Annotated in this window: 15 protein-coding genes; 5 read left to right on the forward strand and 10 right to left on the reverse strand. The window is 59.1% G+C overall.

Annotation, left to right across the window (positions count from 1 at the left end; genetic code table 11):
* Nucleotides 1-119: 119 nt before the first annotated feature.
* The 8 genes from rpsA to mtnA all read right to left on the reverse strand — a co-directional run bounded on the left by rpsA (nucleotide 120) and on the right by mtnA (nucleotide 12,569).
* Nucleotides 120-1,805, reverse strand: a complete 1,686-nt coding sequence (gene rpsA / locus AC3Y64_RS20105; protein WP_489985020.1) for a 30S ribosomal protein S1 — start codon at nucleotides 1,803-1,805, stop codon at nucleotides 120-122.
* A 119-nt stretch (nucleotides 1,806-1,924) separates the two neighbouring features.
* Nucleotides 1,925-2,614, reverse strand: a complete 690-nt coding sequence (gene cmk / locus AC3Y64_RS20110) for a (d)CMP kinase (RefSeq protein ID WP_064391442.1) — start codon at nucleotides 2,612-2,614, stop codon at nucleotides 1,925-1,927.
* Nucleotides 2,611-4,818 carry a bifunctional prephenate dehydrogenase/3-phosphoshikimate 1-carboxyvinyltransferase gene (locus AC3Y64_RS20115; RefSeq protein ID WP_489988008.1) on the reverse strand — a complete coding sequence of 736 codons (2,208 nt, stop codon included), beginning with the start codon at nucleotides 4,816-4,818 and terminating at the stop codon, nucleotides 2,611-2,613. Before AC3Y64_RS20115 ends, cmk begins: the two co-directional genes overlap by 4 nt.
* 28 nt (nucleotides 4,819-4,846) lie before the next feature.
* Complete coding sequence (hisC, locus tag AC3Y64_RS20120; RefSeq protein ID WP_016986958.1) at nucleotides 4,847-5,959, reverse strand: histidinol-phosphate transaminase; 1,113 nt, start codon at nucleotides 5,957-5,959, stop codon at nucleotides 4,847-4,849.
* A gap of 13 nt (nucleotides 5,960-5,972) precedes the next feature.
* The gene (pheA, locus tag AC3Y64_RS20125; protein ID WP_007908404.1) at nucleotides 5,973-7,067 is read right to left on the reverse strand and encodes a prephenate dehydratase; all 1,095 of its coding nucleotides are present in this window, start codon (nucleotides 7,065-7,067) and stop codon (nucleotides 5,973-5,975) included.
* Nucleotides 7,067-8,152, reverse strand: a complete 1,086-nt coding sequence (gene serC / locus AC3Y64_RS20130) for a 3-phosphoserine/phosphohydroxythreonine transaminase (RefSeq protein ID WP_489985021.1) — start codon at nucleotides 8,150-8,152, stop codon at nucleotides 7,067-7,069. Before serC ends, pheA begins: the two co-directional genes overlap by 1 nt.
* A 126-nt stretch (nucleotides 8,153-8,278) precedes the next feature.
* Nucleotides 8,279-11,068 carry a DNA gyrase subunit A gene (gene gyrA / locus AC3Y64_RS20135; RefSeq protein ID WP_158958099.1) on the reverse strand — a complete coding sequence of 930 codons (2,790 nt, stop codon included), beginning with the start codon at nucleotides 11,066-11,068 and terminating at the stop codon, nucleotides 8,279-8,281.
* Between the two features lie 424 nt (nucleotides 11,069-11,492).
* The gene (gene mtnA / locus AC3Y64_RS20140; protein ID WP_489985022.1) at nucleotides 11,493-12,569 is read right to left on the reverse strand and encodes an S-methyl-5-thioribose-1-phosphate isomerase; all 1,077 of its coding nucleotides are present in this window, start codon (nucleotides 12,567-12,569) and stop codon (nucleotides 11,493-11,495) included.
* A 108-nt stretch (nucleotides 12,570-12,677) separates the two neighbouring features.
* Between mtnA and AC3Y64_RS20145 the strand changes: the two genes are divergently transcribed.
* From AC3Y64_RS20145 to AC3Y64_RS20165, 5 genes are all read left to right on the forward strand, one after another.
* Nucleotides 12,678-14,012, forward strand: coding sequence for a TRZ/ATZ family hydrolase (locus tag AC3Y64_RS20145; RefSeq protein ID WP_489985023.1), 1,335 nt, complete (start codon nucleotides 12,678-12,680; stop codon nucleotides 14,010-14,012).
* A 57-nt stretch (nucleotides 14,013-14,069) separates the two neighbouring features.
* Nucleotides 14,070-14,768 carry a bifunctional 2-polyprenyl-6-hydroxyphenol methylase/3-demethylubiquinol 3-O-methyltransferase UbiG gene (gene ubiG / locus AC3Y64_RS20150; RefSeq protein WP_007908399.1) on the forward strand — a complete coding sequence of 233 codons (699 nt, stop codon included), beginning with the start codon at nucleotides 14,070-14,072 and terminating at the stop codon, nucleotides 14,766-14,768.
* Nucleotides 14,769-14,772: 4 nt separating this feature from the next.
* Complete coding sequence (gene mupP, locus AC3Y64_RS20155) at nucleotides 14,773-15,444, forward strand: N-acetylmuramic acid 6-phosphate phosphatase MupP (protein ID WP_016986964.1); 672 nt, start codon at nucleotides 14,773-14,775, stop codon at nucleotides 15,442-15,444.
* Between the two features lie 78 nt (nucleotides 15,445-15,522).
* The gene (locus tag AC3Y64_RS20160) at nucleotides 15,523-16,263 is read left to right on the forward strand and encodes a YciK family oxidoreductase (protein WP_489985024.1); all 741 of its coding nucleotides are present in this window, start codon (nucleotides 15,523-15,525) and stop codon (nucleotides 16,261-16,263) included.
* Between the two features lie 360 nt (nucleotides 16,264-16,623).
* The gene (locus AC3Y64_RS20165) at nucleotides 16,624-17,550 is read left to right on the forward strand and encodes a GGDEF domain-containing protein (protein ID WP_489985025.1); all 927 of its coding nucleotides are present in this window, start codon (nucleotides 16,624-16,626) and stop codon (nucleotides 17,548-17,550) included.
* A gap of 135 nt (nucleotides 17,551-17,685) precedes the next feature.
* Here AC3Y64_RS20165 and AC3Y64_RS20170 read toward each other — a convergent pair whose 3' ends face one another.
* Both AC3Y64_RS20170 and AC3Y64_RS20175 read right to left on the reverse strand, forming a co-directional pair.
* Complete coding sequence (locus tag AC3Y64_RS20170) at nucleotides 17,686-18,447, reverse strand: iron-containing redox enzyme family protein (protein WP_489985026.1); 762 nt, start codon at nucleotides 18,445-18,447, stop codon at nucleotides 17,686-17,688.
* A gap of 79 nt (nucleotides 18,448-18,526) precedes the next feature.
* On the reverse strand, nucleotides 18,527-20,986 hold the full coding sequence (locus AC3Y64_RS20175; RefSeq protein WP_489985027.1) for an EAL domain-containing protein: 2,460 nt from the start codon (nucleotides 20,984-20,986) through the stop codon (nucleotides 18,527-18,529).
* Nucleotides 20,987-21,128: the final 142 nt, after the last annotated feature.

Genomic DNA, 21,128 nt, shown 5'->3' on the forward strand with positions numbered 1-21,128 from the left:
CCGGAAAATGGATTGGTTTCACTGATCACCCTGATTCAGCCAAAACGGAATAGTCGACCAGTAAATCGCAGGCACAAAAAAGGGCGACCGAAGTCGCCCTTTTTTAGATCAAACAGAACTTAGTTCTGTTTGGCCGCCATTGCTTGGCGCAGCAGGCCAGCCATGGTGGTGTCAGCTTCACCTTCCGGAGCAGTTTTCAGGCTCTGGATAGCTTCTTTCTCTTCAGCATCATCTTTCGACTTGATGGAGAGTTGGATTACGCGGCTCTTACGATCAACGCTGATGATCTTGGCTTCTACTTCCTGGCCTTCTTTCAGAACGTTGCGCGCGTCTTCAACGCGGTCACGGCTGATTTCGGAGGCTTTCAGAGTCGCTTCGATATCGTCGGCCAGAACGATGATGGCGCCTTTGGCGTCAACTTCTTTCACGGTGCCAGTAACGATTGCGCCTTTGTCGTTAACCGAGACGTACTCGGAGAACGGATCGCTTTCCAGTTGCTTGATACCCAGGGAGATACGCTCGCGCTCTGGGTCAACCGACAGGATAACGGTGTCCAGCTCGTCGCCCTTCTTGAAACGACGAACAGCTTCTTCGCCAACTTCGTTCCAGGAGATGTCGGACAGGTGAACCAGACCGTCGATGCCGCCGTCCAGACCAATGAAGATACCGAAATCGGTGATCGACTTGATGGTGCCGGAGATTTTATCGCCCTTGTTGAACTGGCCAGAGAAATCTTCCCATGGGTTAGATTTGCACTGCTTGATGCCCAGGGAGATACGACGACGCTCTTCGTCGATGTCCAGAACCATAACTTCCACTTCGTCGCCGACTTGTACGACTTTCGAAGGGTGGATGTTCTTGTTGGTCCAGTCCATTTCCGAAACGTGTACCAGACCTTCAACGCCTTCTTCCAGCTCAGCGAAGCAGCCGTAGTCGGTCAGGTTGGTTACACGAGCGGTAACGCGAGTGCTTTCTGGGTAACGGGCTTTGATAGCAACCCATGGATCTTCGCCCAGCTGCTTCAGGCCCAGGGAAACACGGTTGCGTTCGCGATCGTATTTCAGAACCTTAACGTCGATTTCGTCACCAACGTTGACGATCTCGGAAGGATGCTTGATGCGCTTCCAGGCCATGTCGGTGATGTGCAGCAGGCCGTCCACGCCACCCAGATCGACGAATGCGCCGTAATCGGTGAGGTTTTTGACGATACCTTTGACTTGCTGGCCTTCCTGCAAGGATTCCAGCAGAGCTTCACGCTCGGCGGAGTTCTCGGCTTCCAGGACGCTGCGACGGGAAACGACAACGTTGTTGCGCTTCTGGTCCAGCTTGATGACCTTGAATTCCAGCTCTTTGCCTTCCAGGTGCGTGGTGTCGCGCACTGGACGGACGTCAACCAGGGAACCTGGCAGGAACGCACGGATGCCGTTAACGTCGACAGTGAAGCCGCCTTTAACCTTACCGTTGATAACGCCCTTGACCACTTCCTCAGCTGCGAAGGCTGCTTCCAGAACGATCCAGCACTCAGCGCGCTTGGCTTTTTCACGGGACAGTTTGGTTTCACCAAAGCCGTCTTCAACCGAATCCAGAGCAACGTGAACTTCGTCACCGACATTGATAGTCAGATCGCCAGCGTCGTTGTAGAACTGCTCAAGCGGGATGAGTGCTTCAGACTTCAGGCCAGCGTGAACGGTTACCCAGCGAGCTTGGTAATCGATATCAACGATAACACCGGTGATGATGGAGCCTGCCTGAAGGTTCAGGGTTTTTAGGCTTTCTTCAAAGAGTTCCGCAAAGCTTTCGCTCATTTTAATTCCTGTAAATGAGGGCGAAGGATACGCCCATCTCCACACCCCAGACGGTGTGGGTTAGTTTCATTAAAAAGAAGCGCTGCAGGACTATGACTGGTCCCCTGCGGCCTTCTTGGTCACCCGGCGATATCGCGAATGGCGATCTCGCTCATGATGCGTTCAAGCACCTGATCGATGGACAACTCCGTGGAATCCAGCTGTATGGCGTCAGCCGCCGGCTTAAGCGGGGCTACCGCTCGCTGGGTGTCACGCTCATCGCGTGCACGGATCTCATCTAGCAGACTCGACAGACTAACACCCTCGACTTTGCCCTTCAACTGCAAATATCGACGGCGCGCCCTCTCCTCGGCACTCGCGGTCAGGAAAATCTTCAGCGGTGCATCGGGAAACACCACGGTGCCCATGTCGCGACCATCGGCGACAAGGCCCGGCGCTTCCTGGAAAGCACGCTGGCGTTGCAGCAGCGCCTCGCGCACGGCGGGCAATGCAGCCACTTGCGAGGCACCGGAACCGACGCTTTCAGTGCGAATGACATCGCTGACTTCGTCGCCTTCCAGAATGATCCGCTGCAGCTGACCTTCGGTCGCCGCAATGAATTGCACATCCAGATGAGCGGCAAGTTTCTTCAGCAGCTCTTCATTGGTCAGGTCAACGCCATGATTGTGCGCAGCGAACGCCAGCAAACGGTAAAGCGCACCGGAATCCAGCAGGTTCCAGCCCAGACGCTTGGCCAGAATCCCGGCTACGGTGCCTTTGCCCGAGCCGCTTGGCCCATCAATGGTGATGACCGGTGCAATGTTCTTCACGACTGAGCCTCTTGTGCCACACGAATGCCGACCTGCCCGCACAATGCGAGGAAGTTGGGGAACGACGTCGCGACGTTGGCGCAATCATGGATGCGGATCGGTGCAGTGGCGCGCAACGAGGCAACGCTGAACGCCATCGCGATACGGTGATCGCCGTGACCGTGCACTTCGCCGCCGCCAATCTGGCCGCCGTCGATGATGATGCCGTCCGGGGTCGGCTGGCATTTGACGCCCAGTGCCAACAGGCCGTCAGCCATCACCTGGATACGATCCGACTCCTTGACGCGCAGCTCTTCGGCGCCGGTCAGCACCGTGCGCCCTTCGGCACAGGCCGCGGCGACGAACAGCACCGGGAATTCGTCGATAGCCAACGGGACCAGCTCTTCAGGAATCTCGATACCTTTGAGTTTAGCTGCTCGCACGCGCAGGTCAGCCACAGGCTCGCCGCCGACTTCACGCTGGTTTTCCAGAGTGATGTCCGCGCCCATCAGACGCAGGATATCGATGACACCAGTACGGGTCGGGTTGATGCCAACGTGCTCGAGCACCAGCTCCGAACCTTCGGCGATCGATGCCGCTACCAGGAAGAACGCTGACGACGAGATATCGCCCGGGACTTCAATGTGGGTCGCCGTCAGCTTGCCGCCGGATTCAACCGAAGCCGTAGCGCCTTCAACACTGACCGGGTGGCCGAAGCCACGCAGCATGCGCTCGGTGTGGTCACGAGTCGGAGCCGGTTCGGTCACAGTGGTTTTGCCTTCAGCGTACAGACCGGCGAGCAGCAGGCAGGACTTCACCTGAGCACTGGCCATCGGCATGGTGTAGGTCAGGCCTTTGAGCTTGTGGCCGCCGCGAATGGTCATCGGTGGACGACCTTCAGCAGCGGTTTCAATCACGGCGCCCATTTCGCGCAGCGGATTGGCCACGCGATTCATTGGTCGCTTGGACAGCGAGGCATCGCCAGTCAAGACGCTGTCGAAGTTCTGCGCCGCCAGCAGGCCGGACAGCAGACGCATCGAAGTGCCGGAGTTGCCCAGATAGATCGGGCCAGGCGCCGGCTTCAGGCCATGCAGGCCAACACCGTGGATGGTCACGCGACCGTGGTGCGGGCCTTCGATGACCACGCCCATGTCACGGAACGCCTGCAAGGTCGCCAGGGCGTCTTCGCCCTCAAGGAAGCCTTCGACTTCGGTGACGCCTTCGGCCAGCGAGCCGAGCATGATCGAACGGTGGGAAATGGATTTGTCGCCCGGTACGCGAATCCGACCGGACAGGCGGCCACCAGGTTGAGCCAGGAAGATCAGATCGTTGGAATTCATAGCGTCCACATAGGCCCTGCGGGCCAGGATTTTACTGAAATGCTCGCGGGCAACCCGGGCGCGAGTGAAAACGCCCAACAATTGGTGCCCATCCCCTGCATCGACCGCGTCGCGCAAGGCGTCGAGGTCGCTGCGAAATGTATCGAGTGTGCGCAGGACAGCCTCGCGGTTGGCGAGGAAGATGTCGTGCCACATCACCGGGTCGCTTCCGGCGATTCTTGTGAAATCGCGAAAACCACCCGCAGCGTAACGGAAGATCTCAAGGTTTTCATTGCGCTTGGCCAACGAATCAACCAGACCGAAGGCCAGCAGGTGCGGCAGATGACTGGTCGCAGCCAGCACCTCATCGTGACGCTCGACCTGCATGTGTTCGACGTCGGCACCCAATTCGCGCCACAGTCGATCAACCACTGCCAAGGCAGCCGGATCGGTCTGCTCAAGCGGCGTAAGAATCACTTTGTGACGGCGAAACAGCTCGGCATTGGAGGCTTCCACCCCGCTCTGCTCGGACCCGGCGATCGGATGGCCCGGCACGAAACGCGCAGGCATACCGCCAAACGCCTCGGTCGCCGCACGCACCACATTGCCTTTGGCACTGCCGACATCAGTCAGAATGGCCGAGCCCAGGTCCATGCTCGCTAACCGCGCGAGCACTTTTTCCATGGCCAGGATCGGCACCGCCAGTTGAATCACATCGGCGCCTTGGCATGCGACAGCCAGGTCATCCTCACAACGATCAACCACACCCAACTCGACCGCCAGCTTGCGCGATTGCGGATCGAGATCGACCCCGACCACTTCGCGGCACACGCCACTTTCACGCAAGCCTTTGGCAAACGAACCACCGATCAACCCCAGACCGACCACCACAAGGCGACCGATCATAGGTGCAGCAGGTTGCAGCGCAGTGACATCAACCACGAGCCAGAACCTTGCGCAGCGCTTCAAGGAAACGGCTGTTCTCCGCCGGCAGACCAATGGTCACCCGCAGGTGATTCGGCATGCCGTAGTTGGCCACCGGGCGCACGATCACGCCTTCGCGCAGCAAGCCCTGGAACACCGGGGCCGCGACTTGAGCAAGATCGACACAGATAAAGTTGCCTTTCGATTCGATCCAGCTCAGGCCCAGCTCACGGAAACCGGCCTGCAATTGCTGCATGCCCGCTTCATTGAGTTGACGGCTTTGCGCCAGATATTCCTCATCCTTCAGCGCCGCACACGCCGCCGCCAAAGCGAGGCTGTTGACGTTGAATGGCTGGCGAACGCGGTTCAGCACGTCCGCAACAACCGGGGTCGACAGGCCGTAGCCAACGCGCAATGCCGCCAGACCATAGGCCTTGGAGAAGGTGCGCGAGACCAACAGATTCGGGTAAGCGGCGAGGAAGTCCAGACCGTCCGGCAGATCGCTGCCTTCGGCGTACTCGATGTAAGCCTCGTCGAGCACCACCAGCACGTGCTCCGGAACGTCCTGCAGGAACTCGTCCAGCGCTTCAGCGCCGAACCAGGTACCGGTCGGGTTGTTCGGGTTGGCGATGAACACCACGCGAGTATTGGCATCGATGGCCGCGAGCATTGCCGGCAGGTCATGCCCCCAATCCTTGGCCGGCACCACTTTGGCTTGCGCGCCGACAGCCTGAGTGGCGATCGGATACACCGCGAATGCGTGCTCGCTGAACACGGCATTCAGGCCCGGCGCCAGATAGGCGCGTGCGACCAGCTCGAGAATGTCGTTAGAGCCGTTACCCAAAGTGACCTGGTTCAGCTCGACACGGCATTGCTCGGCCAACAGGGATTTCAGCGCGAAACCGTTGCCGTCCGGATAACGGGTCAACTCGGCCAGCTCTTCGCGGATCGCCGCCAGGGCTTTCGGACTGGCGCCCAGCGGATTTTCGTTACTGGCCAGTTTGACGATTTTTGCCGGATCCAGATCCAGCTCGCGCGCCAGTTCGTCCACAGGCTTGCCCGGAACGTACGGCGAAAGTTGTTGCACGCCCGGCTGTGCCAGAGCGAGGAAGTTGCCACTCATTTGCTACCGCCCCTTAGAGAACTGCTTTCGGGTAGGAACCCAGCACTTTGAGTGCTACTGCTTCCTGACTGATCTTTTCCAATACACCTTTGATCAACGGATCACGGTGGTGGCCGACGAAGTCGATGAAGAACACATACGTCCATTTGCCGCTGCGCGACGGACGAGTCTCGATGCGGGTCAGGTCGATCCCGTTGTCATGAAACGGCACCAGCAGCTCGTGGAGCGCGCCGGGCTTGTTGCTCATCGACACGATGATCGAGGTTTTGTCGTCGCCGGTCGGCGGTACTTCCTGGTTACCGATCATCAGGAAGCGCGTCGAGTTGTCCGGACGGTCTTCGATCTTCTCGGCCAGACGCGTCAAACCATACAGCCCGGCCGCCATGTCGCCGGCAATCGCCGCCGAGTTCCACTCACCTTTAACCCGCTTGGCCGCTTCGGCGTTGCTCGACACCGCGACGCGCTCAACATTCGGGTAGTGCGCGTCCAGCCACTTGCGGCACTGAGCCAGCGACTGTGCGTGGGAATAGATGCGGCTGATGCTGTCGGTTTTGGTGTTTTCACCGACCAACAGATGATGGTGAATGCGCAGCTCGACTTCGCCACAGATGACCATGTCGTGTTCGAGGAAGCTGTCCAGCGTGTGGTTGACCGCGCCTTCGGTGGAGTTTTCCACCGGCACCACGCCAAAATTCACCGCACCGGCCGCCACTTCACGGAACACTTCGTCGATCGCCGCCATCGGCTTGCTGATCACCGCGTGACCGAAGTGTTTCATGGCCGCGGCTTGGGTGAAGGTGCCTTCAGGGCCCAGATAGGCCACTTTCAGCGGCTGCTCCAGCGCCAGGCACGACGACATGATTTCGCGGAACAGACGCGCCATCTCTTCGTTGCCCAGCGGCCCCTGATTGCGCTCCATTACCCGCTTGAGCACCTGAGCTTCGCGCTCAGGACGATAGAACACCGGCACTTCGCCTTCGGCCAGCGAGGCCATCTTTACTCGCGCGACTTCCTGGGCGCAACGCGCACGCTCACTGATCAGCTCCATGACTTTGGTGTCCAGAGCGTCAATGCGAACGCGCAGTGCCTTTAGTTCTTGCTCGGACATCAGCCGTGTTCCTTCTCGAATTCAGCCATGTACGCCACCAGCGCATTAACCGCGGTGATGTCGACGGCGTTGTAGATGGAGGCGCGCATGCCGCCCACGGAGCGGTGGCCTTTCAGATTGAGCAAGCCGCGCGCTTCGGCACCGACCAGGAACGGCTTGTCCAGACGATCGTCAGCCAGACGGAACGGCACGTTCATCCACGAGCGATCCGATTTGTTGATCGGGTTGCTGTAGAGGCCGCTGGCGTCGATGAAGTCATACAGCGTGCGCTGCTTGACGTCGTTGAGCCTGGCGATCGCATCAACGCCGCCCTGCTCTTTCAGCCATTGGAACACCAGACCGGACAGGTACCAGGCCAACGTCGGTGGCGTGTTGTACATCGAGCCGTTATCGGCCGCGACTTTGTAGTCGAGCATGGTCGGGCATAGTGCGCGCGCCTTGCCGAGCAGGTCTTCGCGGATGATGTTGACGACGATGCCGCTCGGGCCAATGTTTTTCTGCGCACCGGCGTAGATCATGCCGAAACGCGAGATATCGACCGGACGCGACAGAATGTCCGAGGACATGTCGGCTACCAGCGGCACATCACCGGTTTCCGGGATCCACTGGAATTCCAGACCGCCGATGGTTTCGTTCGGGGCGTAGTGAACGTAAGCGGCGTCTTTCGACAGGTTCCACTCGTTCTGGCCCGGAATGGCGAAATAGTCGTAAGGCTTGGCGGTGGCGGCAACGTTGACGTGGCCATAGCGCGAAGCTTCTTCGATGGCTTTCTGCGACCAGATACCGGTGTCGATGTAGTCGGCCGAGCCGTTTTCCGGCAGCAGGTTCAGTGGAATCTGCGCAAACTGCTGGCTCGCGCCACCTTGCAGAAACAGCACTTTATAGTTGGACGGGATATTCAGCAGGTCACGCAGATCCTGCTCGGCCTGGGTGGCGATGGACACGAACTCATCACTGCGATGGCTCATTTCCATGACCGACAGACCCTTGCCGTGCCAATCAAGGAGTTCACCTTGAGCACGTTGCAGGACAGCTTCAGGAAGCGCCGCAGGACCGGCGCAGAAGTTATAGGCTCGCTTGCTCACATCCAATCTCGCTCTGACTTGGTGATACACAATAAATCTTTAATTCGGTAACTCTGCACTTCAGAAATTTTCATACCGGACAAATAACAAGGGGGCGAATTCTCATCCGCCCCCTCGCTTGTCCGCTTATTCTTGCGGTTCTTCGTCAGCTGCGGCATCGAGTTGCTGGTCTTCGGCAACGTCGTCAATCACGACCTCCCCGACGGTCACCAAGCCCTCTTCACCTTCGAGCTCTTCGCCCTCGACTTCCGACGGCTCCTGAACCCGCTCCAGACCGACCAACGTTTCATCAGTGGCCAGTTTGATCAGCGTCACACCCTGGGTGTTGCGACCCAGACTGGACACCTCATCAACACGAGTCCGCACCAATGTGCCCTGGTCGGAAATCAGCATGATTTCCTCGCCTTCCTGCACCTGGATCGCACCGACAAGCTTGCCATTGCGCTCTTTGGTGACCATCGCAATCACACCCTGACCACCACGACCGCGGCGAGGGAACTTGCTCAACGCGGTGCGCTTGCCGAAACCACGCTCGGAAGCGGTGAGAATCTGCGCGCCCGATTCAGGAATCAGCATCGAGATCAGCTTCTGGTCCTTGAGGATCCGCATGCCGCGAATACCGCGCGCCCCACGACCCATTTCGCGCACTGCGGCTTCAGCGAAACGAATCACCTTGCCAGCGTCGGAGAACAGCATGATTTCTTTCGCGCCATCAGTGATGGCAGCCGCGATCAGCGTGTCGCCTTCCTTGAGCTTGAGGGCGATCAAGCCATTGGAACGCGGACGGGCGAAGCGTGCCAGCGGGGTCTTCTTGACGGTACCGGAGGCAGTCGCCATGAAGATGAACTCACCGGTCGGCTCAGCCACCAATTCGGCCGTTTCGCCGTCGATTTCTTCCAGCTCGGCAGCTTCTTCAGCTTCAACTACTTCGCCTTCGATGATCGCGTCGTCAGCGTCGTCCTCATCCTCAGCACCGGCACGTTTTTGCAGGGCTTCAAGATCAATCTGCAGCATGGTGGTGATGGTTTCATCGGCTTCCAGCGGCAGCAGATTGACCAGCGGACGACCACGCGCAGCACGCGATGCTTCAGGAATCTCGTAAGTCTTCAGCCAGTAAACCTTGCCTTTGCTGGAGAACAGCAACAGCGTGGAGTGGCTGTTAGCAACCAGCAGGTGAGCAATGTAGTCCTCATCCTTCACGCCGGTCGCCGATTTGCCTTTACCGCCACGACGCTGAGCCTGGTACGCAGCCAACGGCTGGGTCTTGGCGTAGCCACCGTGGGAAATGGTCACGACGCGCTCTTCTTCGGGGATCATGTCGCCCAAAGTGAGATCGAGACGGGCATCGAGAATCTCGGTGCGGCGCTGATCGCCGTATTCGGCGCGGATCACTTCCAGCTCTTCGCGGATCACTTCCATCAGGCGCACGGCACTGTTGAGGATGCGGATCAGCTCGCCGATCTGGTTGAGGATCTCTTGATACTCGGCCAGCAGCTTTTCGTGCTCCAGACCGGTCAGACGGTGCAGACGCAGTTCCAGAATGGCTTGCGCCTGCTCTGGCGACAGGAAGTACTTGCCTTCGCGCAGACCGTATTGCGGATCGAGGTTTTCCGGACGGCACGAATCGGCACCGGCACGCTCAACCATCGCCACCACCGCCGAGGATTCCCAAGGCGTGCTGATCAGCGCTTCCTTGGCTTCCGACGGAGTTGGCGAAGCTTTGATCAGGGCGATCACCGGGTCGATGTTCGACAGGGCAACGGCCTGGCCTTCAAGGATGTGGCCACGCTCACGCGCCTTGCGCAGTTCGAACACGGTACGGCGGGTAACCACTTCGCGACGGTGGCGAACGAAGGCTTCCAGCAGATCCTTGAGATTCAGAATCCGCGGACGGCCGTCGATCAGCGCCACGATGTTGATGCCGAATACCGATTGCAGCTGGGTCTGGGCGTAGAGGTTGTTGAGGATCACCTCAGGCACTTCGCCGCGACGCAGTTCGATCACAACGCGCATACCATCCTTGTCGGATTCGTCGCGCAGCTCAGTGATGCCTTCGAGTTTCTTCTCTTTAACCAGCTCGGCAATCTTCTCGATCAGACGCGCCTTGTTCAGCTGGTACGGCAGCTCGGTGATGACGATCTGCTGACGACCACCGACCTTGTCGATATCTTCGACGATCGAACGCGCACGCATGTAAATGCGCCCGCGACCGGTGCGGTAGGCTTCGATGATGCCGGCACGACCGTTGATGATCGCCGCGGTCGGGAAGTCCGGACCAGGAATGTACTGCATCAATTCATCGACGGTCAGCTCAGGGTTGTCGATGAGTGCCAGGCAACCGTCGATGACTTCACCGAGGTTGTGCGGCGGAATGTTGGTCGCCATGCCCACGGCGATACCGCTGGAGCCGTTGACCAGCAGGTTGGGAATACGGGTCGGCATGACCGCCGGGATCATTTCGGTGCCGTCGTAGTTCGGCACCCAGTCCACGGTTTCCTTGTGCAGGTCAGCCAGCAGCTCGTGCGCCAGTTTGGTCATGCGCACTTCGGTGTATCGCATGGCCGCAGCGTTGTCGCCGTCGACCGAACCGAAGTTGCCCTGACCGTCTACCAGCAGGTAGCGCAGGGAGAAAGGCTGAGCCATACGAACGATGGTGTCGTACACGGCAGTGTCACCGTGCGGGTGATACTTACCGATCACGTCGCCGACAACACGGGCAGATTTCTTGTACGGCTTGTTGAAGTCGTTGCCCAGCTCGCTCATCGCGAACAGTACGCGACGGTGCACGGGCTTGAGGCCATCGCGCGCATCCGGCAGTGCACGGCCGACGATTACGCTCATCGCGTAGTCGAGATAGGACTGTTTCAGCTCGTCTTCGATATTGACCGGGAGGATTTCTTTGGCCAGTTCGCCCATGAGAAGCCTGATTCCTTTTTCTGGTGAAACTTCGTCATATCCACAGGGATCACGAAGCTCGTCGATGCAGGCTGAGTGCCATGCACCGACTTACGACAAATCAACAAGTTGAACCCTGGATTTGCGCAGTGAAGACAACCCCACGGGACTGCCTCGGAAAACGCCGGATGCTACCACAATCGCCGCCACGCACCTATCCCCCACAAGCGCATGGAGCATAGTTAGTTGACCAGTAATCGCCTGAAAGGGGGACGAGAGAAGCTTAGAGCTTCTTCGAATGCAGATTTGCGGCGTGGATTTGCGATGTTTATTGACTTTCAGGGCCTCATCGCTGGCAAGCCAGCTCCCACAGGATCGGCGGCGGGCACAAAACTTGTGGGAGCTGGCTTGCCAGCGATGGCGTCCTCCCAGACGCCTCAGCCAATCAATGCAGGCGCTTGCGGCACATCAACTGCGCCATCTTCGCGGTATCCGGGCGCTCGACGATGCCCTTTTCGGTGACGATCGCATCGATCAGGTCCGCCGGCGTCACGTCAAACACCGGGTTGAACGCCTCAACATCCGCACCGACGCGTTTGCCGCCGACTTCCAGCAACTCAGCGCCATCACGCTCTTCAATCGGAATGTCGTCGCCGCTGGCCAGATTCATGTCGATGGTCGAACTCGGTGCCACCACCATGAAACGCACGCCGTGGTGCATGGCGTTGACCGCCAGTTGATAGGTGCCGATCTTGTTGGCCACGTCGCCATTGGCGGTGATGCGGTCGGCACCGACGATCACCCAGGTCACGCCTTTGGTTTTCATGATGTGCGCGGCGGCGGAGTCGGCGTTCAGGGTCACCGGAATGCCTTCGTTGGCCAGTTCCCACGCGGTCAAGCGCGAGCCTTGCAGCCACGGACGGGTTTCGTCGGCGTAAACGCGCTCGACCATGCCTTCTATAAAGGCTGCGCGAATAACGCCCAGTGCCGTACCGAAACCACCCGTGGCCAATGCGCCGGTATTGCAGTGGGTCAGAATCGCCTGAGCATTGCCCTGATGTTTGCGGATCAGGTCAACGCCGAGCTGCGCCATGGTCAGGTTGGCTTCGCGGTCGCTTTCATGAATAGCGATCGCCTCGGCTTCCAGCGCCGCCAGCGGATCGGCGTTTTCTTTCACGCGATCCAGGCGATCGTGCATACGGCCGAGTGCCCAGAACAGATTCACCGCAGTCGGACGAGAATCGGCCAGCAGGGCGAAATCCTCTTCCAGTGCCGCGTACCAGTCGCCGCCCTCGGCAATCCGCGCCCGCGCCGCGAGGACGATGCCGTACGCCGCAGTGATGCCGATGGCCGGCGCGCCGCGCACGACCATCGAGCGAATCGCCTCGGCCACGCCGGCAGCACTGGTGTAGGCAATCCAGGTCTCCTCGAACGGCAAAATACGCTGATCCAGCAGGTGCAGCGCGCCATCTCGCCAATCGATGGCCTTCACTTTCTCCGCAGCCAACAGTCGATCGCGCATCCCACACCCCGCACTCATGAACAAAAGCCGCCGATTATAGCGATCCCCCCGCGAAGACGCTCGGGTATACTTCGCCATCCTTTACAAAAGCACCGGAACCGACCCTCGATGCCGAAACCTGCCATTGCGCTCGACTTATTATTGCTGCCGACCTGGCTGGTACCCGTCGAACCCGCAGGCGTTGTGCTCAAGGAACATGGCCTGGGCATCCGCGACGGTCGCATCGTGTTTATCGGCCCGCGCGCCGAAGCAATGAAGTGTAACGCCACCGAAGTCCGCGAATTGCCGGATGTGCTGCTCGCCCCCGGCCTGATCAATGCCCACGGCCACGCGGCGATGACGCTGTTCCGTGGCCTGGCCGATGATCTGCCGCTGATGACCTGGCTGGAAAATCACATCTGGCCGGCTGAGGCCAAATGGGTCGATGAAGATTTCGTCCGTGACGGCACCGATCTGGCCATCGCCGAGCAGATCAAGGGCGGCATCACCTGCTTCTCGGACATGTATTTCTTCCCGAAAGTCGCCAGCGAGCGCGTGCACAACAGCGGTATTCGCGCCCAGATCGCCATCCCGATCCTCGACTTCCCGATCCCCGGCGCCAGCAGCGCCGATGAGGCGATCCGTCAGGGCGTCGAGTTGTTCGGCGACTTGAAGCATCACGAGCGGATCAAAATCACCTTCGGCCCTCACGCACCGTACACCGTCGGCGACGAGAACCTGGAAAAAATCCGCGTGATTGCCGAGGAGCTGGACGCCTCGATCCACATGCACGTTCACGAAACCGCTTTCGAAGTCCAGCAAGCGCTGGAACAACGCGGCGAACGTCCGCTCGCCCGCCTCGCTCGCCTTGGCCTGCTCGGCCCGCGCTTCCAGGCCGTGCACATGACCCAGATCAGCGATGACGACCTCGCGTTGCTGGTAGAAAGCAACACCAGCGTGATCCATTGCCCGGAATCCAACCTCAAACTGGCCAGCGGCTTCTGCCCTGTCGAACGTTTGTGGCAGGCTGGCGTCAACGTGGCCGTGGGCACCGACGGCGCGGCGAGCAACAACGATCTCGATCTGCTCGGTGAAACCCGCACTGCTGCGCTGCTGGCCAAAGCCGTCGCCGGTTCGGCGACCGCGCTGGACGCCCATCGTGCGCTGCGCATGGCCACGTTGAACGGCGCGCGGGCACTGGGCATCGAAGCACAGGTCGGCTCGCTGGAAATCGGCAAAGCCGCCGACATCGTCGCTTTCGACCTGTCCGGCCTGGCCCAGCAACCCGTGTATGACCCGGTTTCGCAGCTTATCTATGCCACCGGACGCGACTGCGTGAAACACCTGTGGGTCGCCGGCAAGCAACTGCTCGACGACCGGCGCCTGACCCGTCTGGACGAAGAACAACTGGGCGCTACTGCCCGGGCCTGGGGCCAGCGCATCAGCGGCCACACCGAATCGTAAACACCCCGGAGCGCAACACCGGGGCGACAGCCTTTTTCAAGTTTCAGAGGATTTAACATGAGCAACGTCGACCACGCCGAAATCGCCAAATTCGAAGCCCTGGCCCATCGCTGGTGGGACCGCGAGAGCGAGTTCAAACCGCTGCACGACATCAACCCGCTGCGGGTCAACTGGATTGACGAGCGCGTCAATCTGGCCGGCAAGAAAGTCCTCGACGTTGGTTGCGGCGGCGGCATCCTCAGCGAAGCCATGGCCCAGCGCGGCGCTACAGTAATGGGCATCGACATGGGCGAAGCGCCGTTGGCGGTCGCGCAATTGCATCAACTGGAATCCGGCGTCAGCGTCGAGTACCGCCAGATCACCGCCGAAGCCTTGGCCGAAGAAATGCCCGAGCAGTTCGACGTGGTCACTTGCCTCGAGATGCTCGAGCACGTACCGGATCCATCCTCAGTGATCCGTGCCTGCTTCCGCATGGTCAAACCGGGCGGCCAGGTGTTCTTCTCGACCATCAACCGCAACCCGAAGGCCTACCTGTTCGCCATCATCGGCGCTGAGTACATCATGAAGCTGCTGCCGCGCGGCACCCACGACTTCAAGAAATTCATCCGCCCGTCGGAGCTGGGTGCCTGGAGCCGCATGGCTGGCCTGACCGTCAAGGACATCATCGGCCTGACCTACAACCCGCTGACCAAGCACTACAAGCTGGCCAACGACGTTGACGTCAACTACATGATCCAGACCCTGCGCGAGGAATAAGCCGATGGCCATCAGAGCAGTTCTCTTCGACATGGACGGCACCCTGCTCGACACGGCGCCGGACTTCATCGCCATCTGCCAGGCAATGCGCGCGGATCGTGGCTTGCCACCGATCAACGACAAGCACATCCGCGACGAGATTTCCGGTGGCGCCAAAGCCATGGTCGCAGTGACCTTTTCGATGGACCCGGAATCGCCGGGCTTCGAAGAGCTGCGCCTGGAGTTCCTCGAGCGCTATCTGGTCGGCTGCGCGGTACATAGCAAACTGTTCGACGGCATGGGCGAACTGCTCGCCGACATCGAAAAGGCCAACCTGATCTGGGGCGTGGTGACCAACAAGCCGCTGCGTTTTGCCGAGCCGATCATGCAGCAACTGGGGCTGGCCGAGCGTTCGGCGCTGTTGATCTGCCCGGATCATGTGAAGAACAGCAAGCCGGATCCGGAGCCGTTGATCCTTGCGTGCAAGATGCTTGATCTGGATCCGGCAACGGTGCTGTTTGTCGGCGATGATCTGCGCGATATCGAATCCGGTCGCGATGCCGGTACGAAAACCGCTGCTGTGACCTTTGGCTACATTCACCCGGACGACAACCCACGCCACTGGGGCGCGGATGTGGTGGTGGATCATCCGTCGGAGTTGCGCAAGGTGCTCGATAGCGCCCTGTGTAGCTGCTGAGGCCTGACGCAGAGCGTCATTGGCTGCATTCCCATGCCGAGCGTGGGAACGATCTGACTAATGGATTGTGAGGTTTTTATGTTTGATTACTCCGCTCGTCCCGAACTGCTCAAGGATCGGGTCATTCTGGTCACCGGTGCCGGTCGTGGCATCGGCGCGGCGGCGGCGAAAACCTACGCCGGTCATGGCGCCACGGTCTTGCTGCTGGGCAAGACAGAAGCCAATCTGACCCAGGTCTATGACGAGATCGAAGCCGCCGGGCATCCGCAGCCCGCGGTGATTCCGTTCAACCTCGAAACCGCCCTGCCCCATCAATACGATGAGCTGGCAGCGATGATCGAGACCGAGTTCGGCCACCTCGATGGCCTGCTGCACAATGCTTCGATCATTGGCCCGCGCACGCCGATCGAGCAGTTGTCCGGCGAAAACTTCATGCGCGTCATGCAGGTCAACGTCAACGCCATGTTCATGCTGACCAGCACCCTGTTACCACTGCTCAAGCTGTCTCAGGACGCCTCGGTGGTGTTCACCTCCAGCAGCGTTGGGCGCAAGGGCCGTGCTTACTGGGGCGCTTATGGCGTGTCGAAGTTTGCCACTGAAGGCCTGATGCAAACCCTGGCCGATGAAGTCGACGGCGTGGCGCCCGTGCGCTCCAACAGCATCAACCCTGGCGGTACGCGAACCAGCATGCGTGCACAGGCCTATCCGGGGGAGAACCCGCTGAACAATCCGACACCCGAAGAGATCATGCCGGTCTACCTCTACCTGATGGGCCCGGACAGCACCGGCATCAACGGTCAGGCATTTAACGCTCAGTAACTGCCATACGTCGCATTTGTTGCCGCGGCAGATTCCTGTCGCGGCATGCATTTGCCGCTCGAGAGCGTCACAATTCAGTCAAATTTCCAGCACCACCCTCCCCCGCATCAACACAACTCATTGATTCACAACGGTTTAAAAAAATACGAACCGAATGGCACGACTTTCGCTCTAAATTCCCTCAAAGCAAGCCGCGTGAAGGCAATGGGGCGAGGCCGATTTCGATAGCTTACTAATCGTCATCCGGCAGACTAAACTTACGCCAAACGTCCTACGGGACTGATGGATCAGTATGACGCGCAGCCCATAGCCGCTCTCACCCAGCCTGTAAGACAGACTTACGCTAAGGGTTCACGCCATATGAAATCACCCTCCCAGACCAATGCAATTGACTTTGACAGTGCCAAATTGCAACGCCTGGGCTTTGGTCAACTGCCTCCCCTTCTGGAGCGACCGGCCAGTCTCGCGCAATTGCGCCAGCAAATGAGCCTGCAACTGCAAACCAGCCTTGAACCGCAACGCATCCTTGGCCTGTTTTTCCGTGAAGTTCAGCGTCTGGTGCCGTTGGATGCCTTGAGCTATGTGCATCAGGGCAGCGATTTGCGCCTGGAGTTCGGTACCCGCGGTCACCATTCGATCAGCTACAGCCTGAGCCACGAAGGCGATCACATGGGCGAGTTGGTGTTCCGCCGCAATCAGCGTTTCAGCGACAAGGAACAAGGCAATCTCGAATCCTTGTTGTCATCGCTGCTCTACCCGATGCGCAACGCCCTGCTCTATCGCGAAGCCACGCAGAGTGCGCTGCGCGATCCGCTGACCGGCGCCGGTAATCGCATTGCCATGGAGCAGACCCTGCAGCGCGAGATCGAGATGTCCCGTCGCCATCAACAGCCGCTCTCGCTGCTGATGCTCGACATCGACCATTTCAAACGAGTCAATGACAGCCATGGCCACAGCGCGGGTGACGACGTGCTCAAAGCGATCGCCGCCACCATCAAGGCGCAATTGCGCAATGTCGACATGGTGTTCCGTTACGGCGGGGAAGAGTTTTTGATTCTGCTGTCCAACACCAGCCGGGATGCGGCCGCGATGGTCGGCGAACGCCTGCGCTATGCGGCGCAGGCAGCGGAGTATTACGCCGATGGCCAGTTGATCGAACTGACCGTGAGCCTCGGTTGCTCGACATTATTGCCGGGCGAATCCGCCGACAGCTTGCTGCGCCGAGCCGACAGCGCGTTGTACGTGGCCAAGCGTGAAGGCCGAAATCGCTTGGCGATGGCGGGCTAAGCTTTTCAAAGCAGCGAAAAACGTGTGGGAGCGAGCCTGCTCGCGAATGCGATCTGACATTCAACCTTGAGTTGAGTGACATACCGCTTTCGCGAGCAGGCTCGCTCCCACATTGGTTTTGCGTGACGCCGAAAATCAGCTCTCGACGACAGCCCTGCGCTCGCGGTTCACCAGCAAGCGCTCCGAGGTTTCAAGCTGCATGCAGCGCTCAAGGAACAGATACATGTAGTCGTAACTCTTGCAGATTGCCTGACGCAGTTCCGTCTGCAAGGCCTTGCTCGGATTCATTCCGGCCAGGGTGCAAATGATTTCCAGCGCTTCCCACGGATGGGCGTCGTCGTACTGGGCATGCATCTTCAACCACTTCATCGCCCGCTTGCGGTCTTCCTCCGGGAACGCTGCGGCGTACACGCCAGTGGAGCAGACCACCGCCGACCACTCCCCGGTCGCGCCTTCGATGGCGTAGTTGGTGGCGGCAATGGCCACGATCAGCGAATCCGCCGAACTGGTGTGCCAGCACCAGTGACTGAGCGCATGCAGTTCAGGTGGTACTTGCTGGGCCTGAAGGTCTTCCAGGCTGACGCCGTGCGCTCGGCTCCAATGCACCCAATAATCGGCGTGATTGAGTTCGACGCGGATATTGCGCATCAGCCAGCGCCGCGCCATGTCTTCACCCGGATGACGGGCGAACTTGGTTTTAGTCAGGTTCTGCGCCATGTACAAAGCAAACTGTTCGACCACCGGCCAGCCCCCGATCAGGTACTGACGCATGGTCTTGGCGCTGAGTTTGTTATCACGCATGCGCAGATAAAGTTCATGTTCGACAACCCGGCGCTTGCTCTCGCTGCAGTCCTGGATCAGCTGTTGTGCCCAGCCAGGATAACTTGCAGCTTCCATGAGGGGTCCGGTTCGGTTGAATGTGTCGATCACTGTTCGGCTCCTTTTGATTTGTGATTGTAAGGATCGGCAAGAGACTTCAACGGAACGTGCCAGGCGCTTTGAATAACAGCGGCTGCGGTCTGGCGGGCCGACTTTGCAAACTGTCACAGGTAAACAACTGCGGTCGTTCAATGACATAACCCTGAGCGTAATCCACGCCAATTTCAAGCAATGCCTGCTCGATCTGAGTTGTTTCAACAAACTCGGCAATTGTCTGTTTACCCATGACATGCCCGATGTGATTGATCACTTCGACCATTGCGCGGTTAATCGGGTCGTCCAGCATATCCTTTACGAAACTCCCGTCGATCTTCAGGAAGTCTACAGGTAAATGTTTCAGATATGCGAATGAAGACATTCCGGCACAAAAGTCATCTAACGAAAAGTAGCAACCCAAGTCCTTGAGTTCATTAATAAATCTTATTGCACTGCCTAAATTCGCAATGGCACTGGTTTCTGTAATTTCAAAACAAATCATTTCAGGAGGTATTGAGTAGTTAACAAACTGCTCTCGCAGAAAGTGCAAAAACGCGTCATCTCCTATAGTAATTCCTGACAGATTAATCGCACACATTGCTAATGGACCTTCATGTTCCTGCGCAATACATTGAGCAATTACCTTAAAAACGTTTTGCACTACCCAACGATCTAACTGATTCATCAAACCATAACGTTCGGCGGCCGGGATAAAGCTGTCAGGCAAAATCATGCGGCCGGCTTCGTCATGCAGACGCAAGAGAATTTCGATATGCCCACCCTTGCTGACACCCGGTTTGAGCGGGGCGATTTCCTGGGCATAGAGGCAAAAGCGATTCTCTTCGAGCGCCATGTGCAAGCGCTGCACCCAAGCCATCTCGCCAAAGCGCAGCGACAGTTCGGAATCGTCGGCGTGATAGACCTGCACGCGGTTGCGCCCCTTCTCCTTGGCCATGTAGCAGGCCATGTCGGCGGCGCGCAGCGAGGCTTCGAGGGTCGTCGGGGTTTGCGCAATGTGCACCAAGCCAATGCTGACGGTGGTGAGGAACGGTCGGCCCTTCCAGACGAAATGCAGGTTCTGCACGGTCTGGCGCAGGCTTTCGGCGATTTTTTCCGAAGCTTCCGGTGCGCAGTTCTCCAACAGGATGCCGAACTCGTCGCCGCCAAGCCGCGCCAACGTATCGCCCTCGCGCAGGCCCGATTGCAGCAGGGTGCAAATGTGCCGCAACAGTTCATCGCCCGCCGCATGCCCACAGGTGTCATTGACCAGTTTGAATTGGTCCAGATCGAGGAACATCAGCGCATGCCGCCCCGCCTGCCGAGTGAGGTTGTGAAGTGCCTGCTCAAGGCGATATTCGAATTCGCGACGGTTGGCCAGACCGGTCAGCGCATCGTGAGTCGCCTGCCACGACAGGTTGGCGATGTACTGGCGCTCCTGGGTCATGTCGTGCAGCACCAGCACCGTGCCGCTGACTTTGCCGGCATTGCGGATCGGTGCGCCGACCAGGGTCACCGACACGGTGCTGCCGTCCAGGCGCTGAATCAGTTTGGAATGCTCGCTGCCACCGCTGAGCTGGCCACTGAGAATGTGCTCGATCAGCGTCAGGCCTTCGGCTTGCGCGTTGTCATCGAGCAAATTGAACAGCGCCGCCAGCGGCAGGCCGGCTGCCTGCTCGGCCTTCCAGTGGGTCATGGCTTCGGCGGCGGGGTTCATGTAATCGATCGCGCCGGTCACGTCAGTGGTGATCACGCCATCGCCAATCGATTGCAGGGTCACGTGCGCGCGGTCTTTCTCCAGTTGCAGCGCCTCGGCAAAGGCGTGACGCTGCTTGAGCAATTTGTGCGTGCGCCACAGTGCCAGCACGATCAGCCCCAGCGCCGTGGCCAGATTGGTGAACAACAGCAAACGCAGGATCATCCGCGAGCCTTCCCCCAGCGCATCGCTGAAGGCTTTGGCGGCGGGCGTCACACCATCGTTGATCGCAAAGATGCGGGCTTTCCAGTGACGCACATCGGCCTCTGTCGCCACGTTACTGACGAAGCGTCGGTGCATCTCCTGCGCCACGCTATCCAGCTGGACCAGATAGGCATCACCCAATGTCCAGCGGTCGATGGCGGTTTCCAGGTAACTGAAATGGCGGAAATTGAGGTACAGCCAGATCAGGCTGGAGACGTCGTCGGGGTGGTTGCCACCCTTGAGAATGCCCTCGCGGGCTGAGGCGAGGTCCGGCGGCTGGCGATCCAGCGCCAGACGCAACTGATGACCGCCCTGAGGCACGGCGATCGCCTCCTTGTACTTGAGGAAAATCGCCTCGTCCCGGCTGTCGGCATACAGATTGAGGTAATAGATGGCGTCCTTCTGGCCTTTTGACCAGAGGCTCTCCCCTGCGACATAGCCGCGAACGGCCGAAAGCACGTAAAGGCTTACGCCCCCCAACAGGGCTTGAAACAAAACTACCGCGATGAAAGGCCAGACGATGCCCAACAACCGTGGCGTTCCCAGAGTCCGCTTTTGCTTCATGAGATTCCTTGCATGAGCACTGCCCGCTCGTCTTCCGGACGAAATCGCTAAGACGAGACTAGGTGGGGTTGTCGCTCAAGGCAAGGCGCGGATTTCACTGCGCGGACGCGCGATATATATGTACCACCACGGTTGTTCCTGT

This window comes from Pseudomonas sp. 4CAES_32.4 (assembly GCF_058136335.1).

Excerpts from the sequence above, each read along its gene's own strand:
- AC3Y64_RS20145 (WP_489985023.1), top strand. The coding sequence starts at position 12,678 with ATGCCGAAACCTGCCATTGCGCTCGACTTATTATTGCTGCCGACCTGG.
- AC3Y64_RS20175 (WP_489985027.1), bottom strand. The coding sequence starts at position 20,986 with ATGAAGCAAAAGCGGACTCTGGGAACGCCACGGTTGTTGGGCATCGTC.
- mtnA (WP_489985022.1), bottom strand. The coding sequence starts at position 12,569 with ATGCGCGATCGACTGTTGGCTGCGGAGAAAGTGAAGGCCATCGATTGG.
- mupP (WP_016986964.1), top strand. The coding sequence starts at position 14,773 with ATGGCCATCAGAGCAGTTCTCTTCGACATGGACGGCACCCTGCTCGAC.
- rpsA (WP_489985020.1), bottom strand. The coding sequence starts at position 1,805 with ATGAGCGAAAGCTTTGCGGAACTCTTTGAAGAAAGCCTAAAAACCCTG.
- AC3Y64_RS20160 (WP_489985024.1), top strand. The coding sequence starts at position 15,523 with ATGTTTGATTACTCCGCTCGTCCCGAACTGCTCAAGGATCGGGTCATT.
- AC3Y64_RS20170 (WP_489985026.1), bottom strand. The coding sequence starts at position 18,447 with ATGGAAGCTGCAAGTTATCCTGGCTGGGCACAACAGCTGATCCAGGAC.
- pheA (WP_007908404.1), bottom strand. The coding sequence starts at position 7,067 with ATGTCCGAGCAAGAACTAAAGGCACTGCGCGTTCGCATTGACGCTCTG.
- ubiG (WP_007908399.1), top strand. The coding sequence starts at position 14,070 with ATGAGCAACGTCGACCACGCCGAAATCGCCAAATTCGAAGCCCTGGCC.
- AC3Y64_RS20165 (WP_489985025.1), top strand. The coding sequence starts at position 16,624 with ATGAAATCACCCTCCCAGACCAATGCAATTGACTTTGACAGTGCCAAA.
- gyrA (WP_158958099.1), bottom strand. The coding sequence starts at position 11,068 with ATGGGCGAACTGGCCAAAGAAATCCTCCCGGTCAATATCGAAGACGAG.
- AC3Y64_RS20115 (WP_489988008.1), bottom strand. The coding sequence starts at position 4,818 with ATGATCGGTCGCCTTGTGGTGGTCGGTCTGGGGTTGATCGGTGGTTCG.
- hisC (WP_016986958.1), bottom strand. The coding sequence starts at position 5,959 with ATGAGTGGCAACTTCCTCGCTCTGGCACAGCCGGGCGTGCAACAACTT.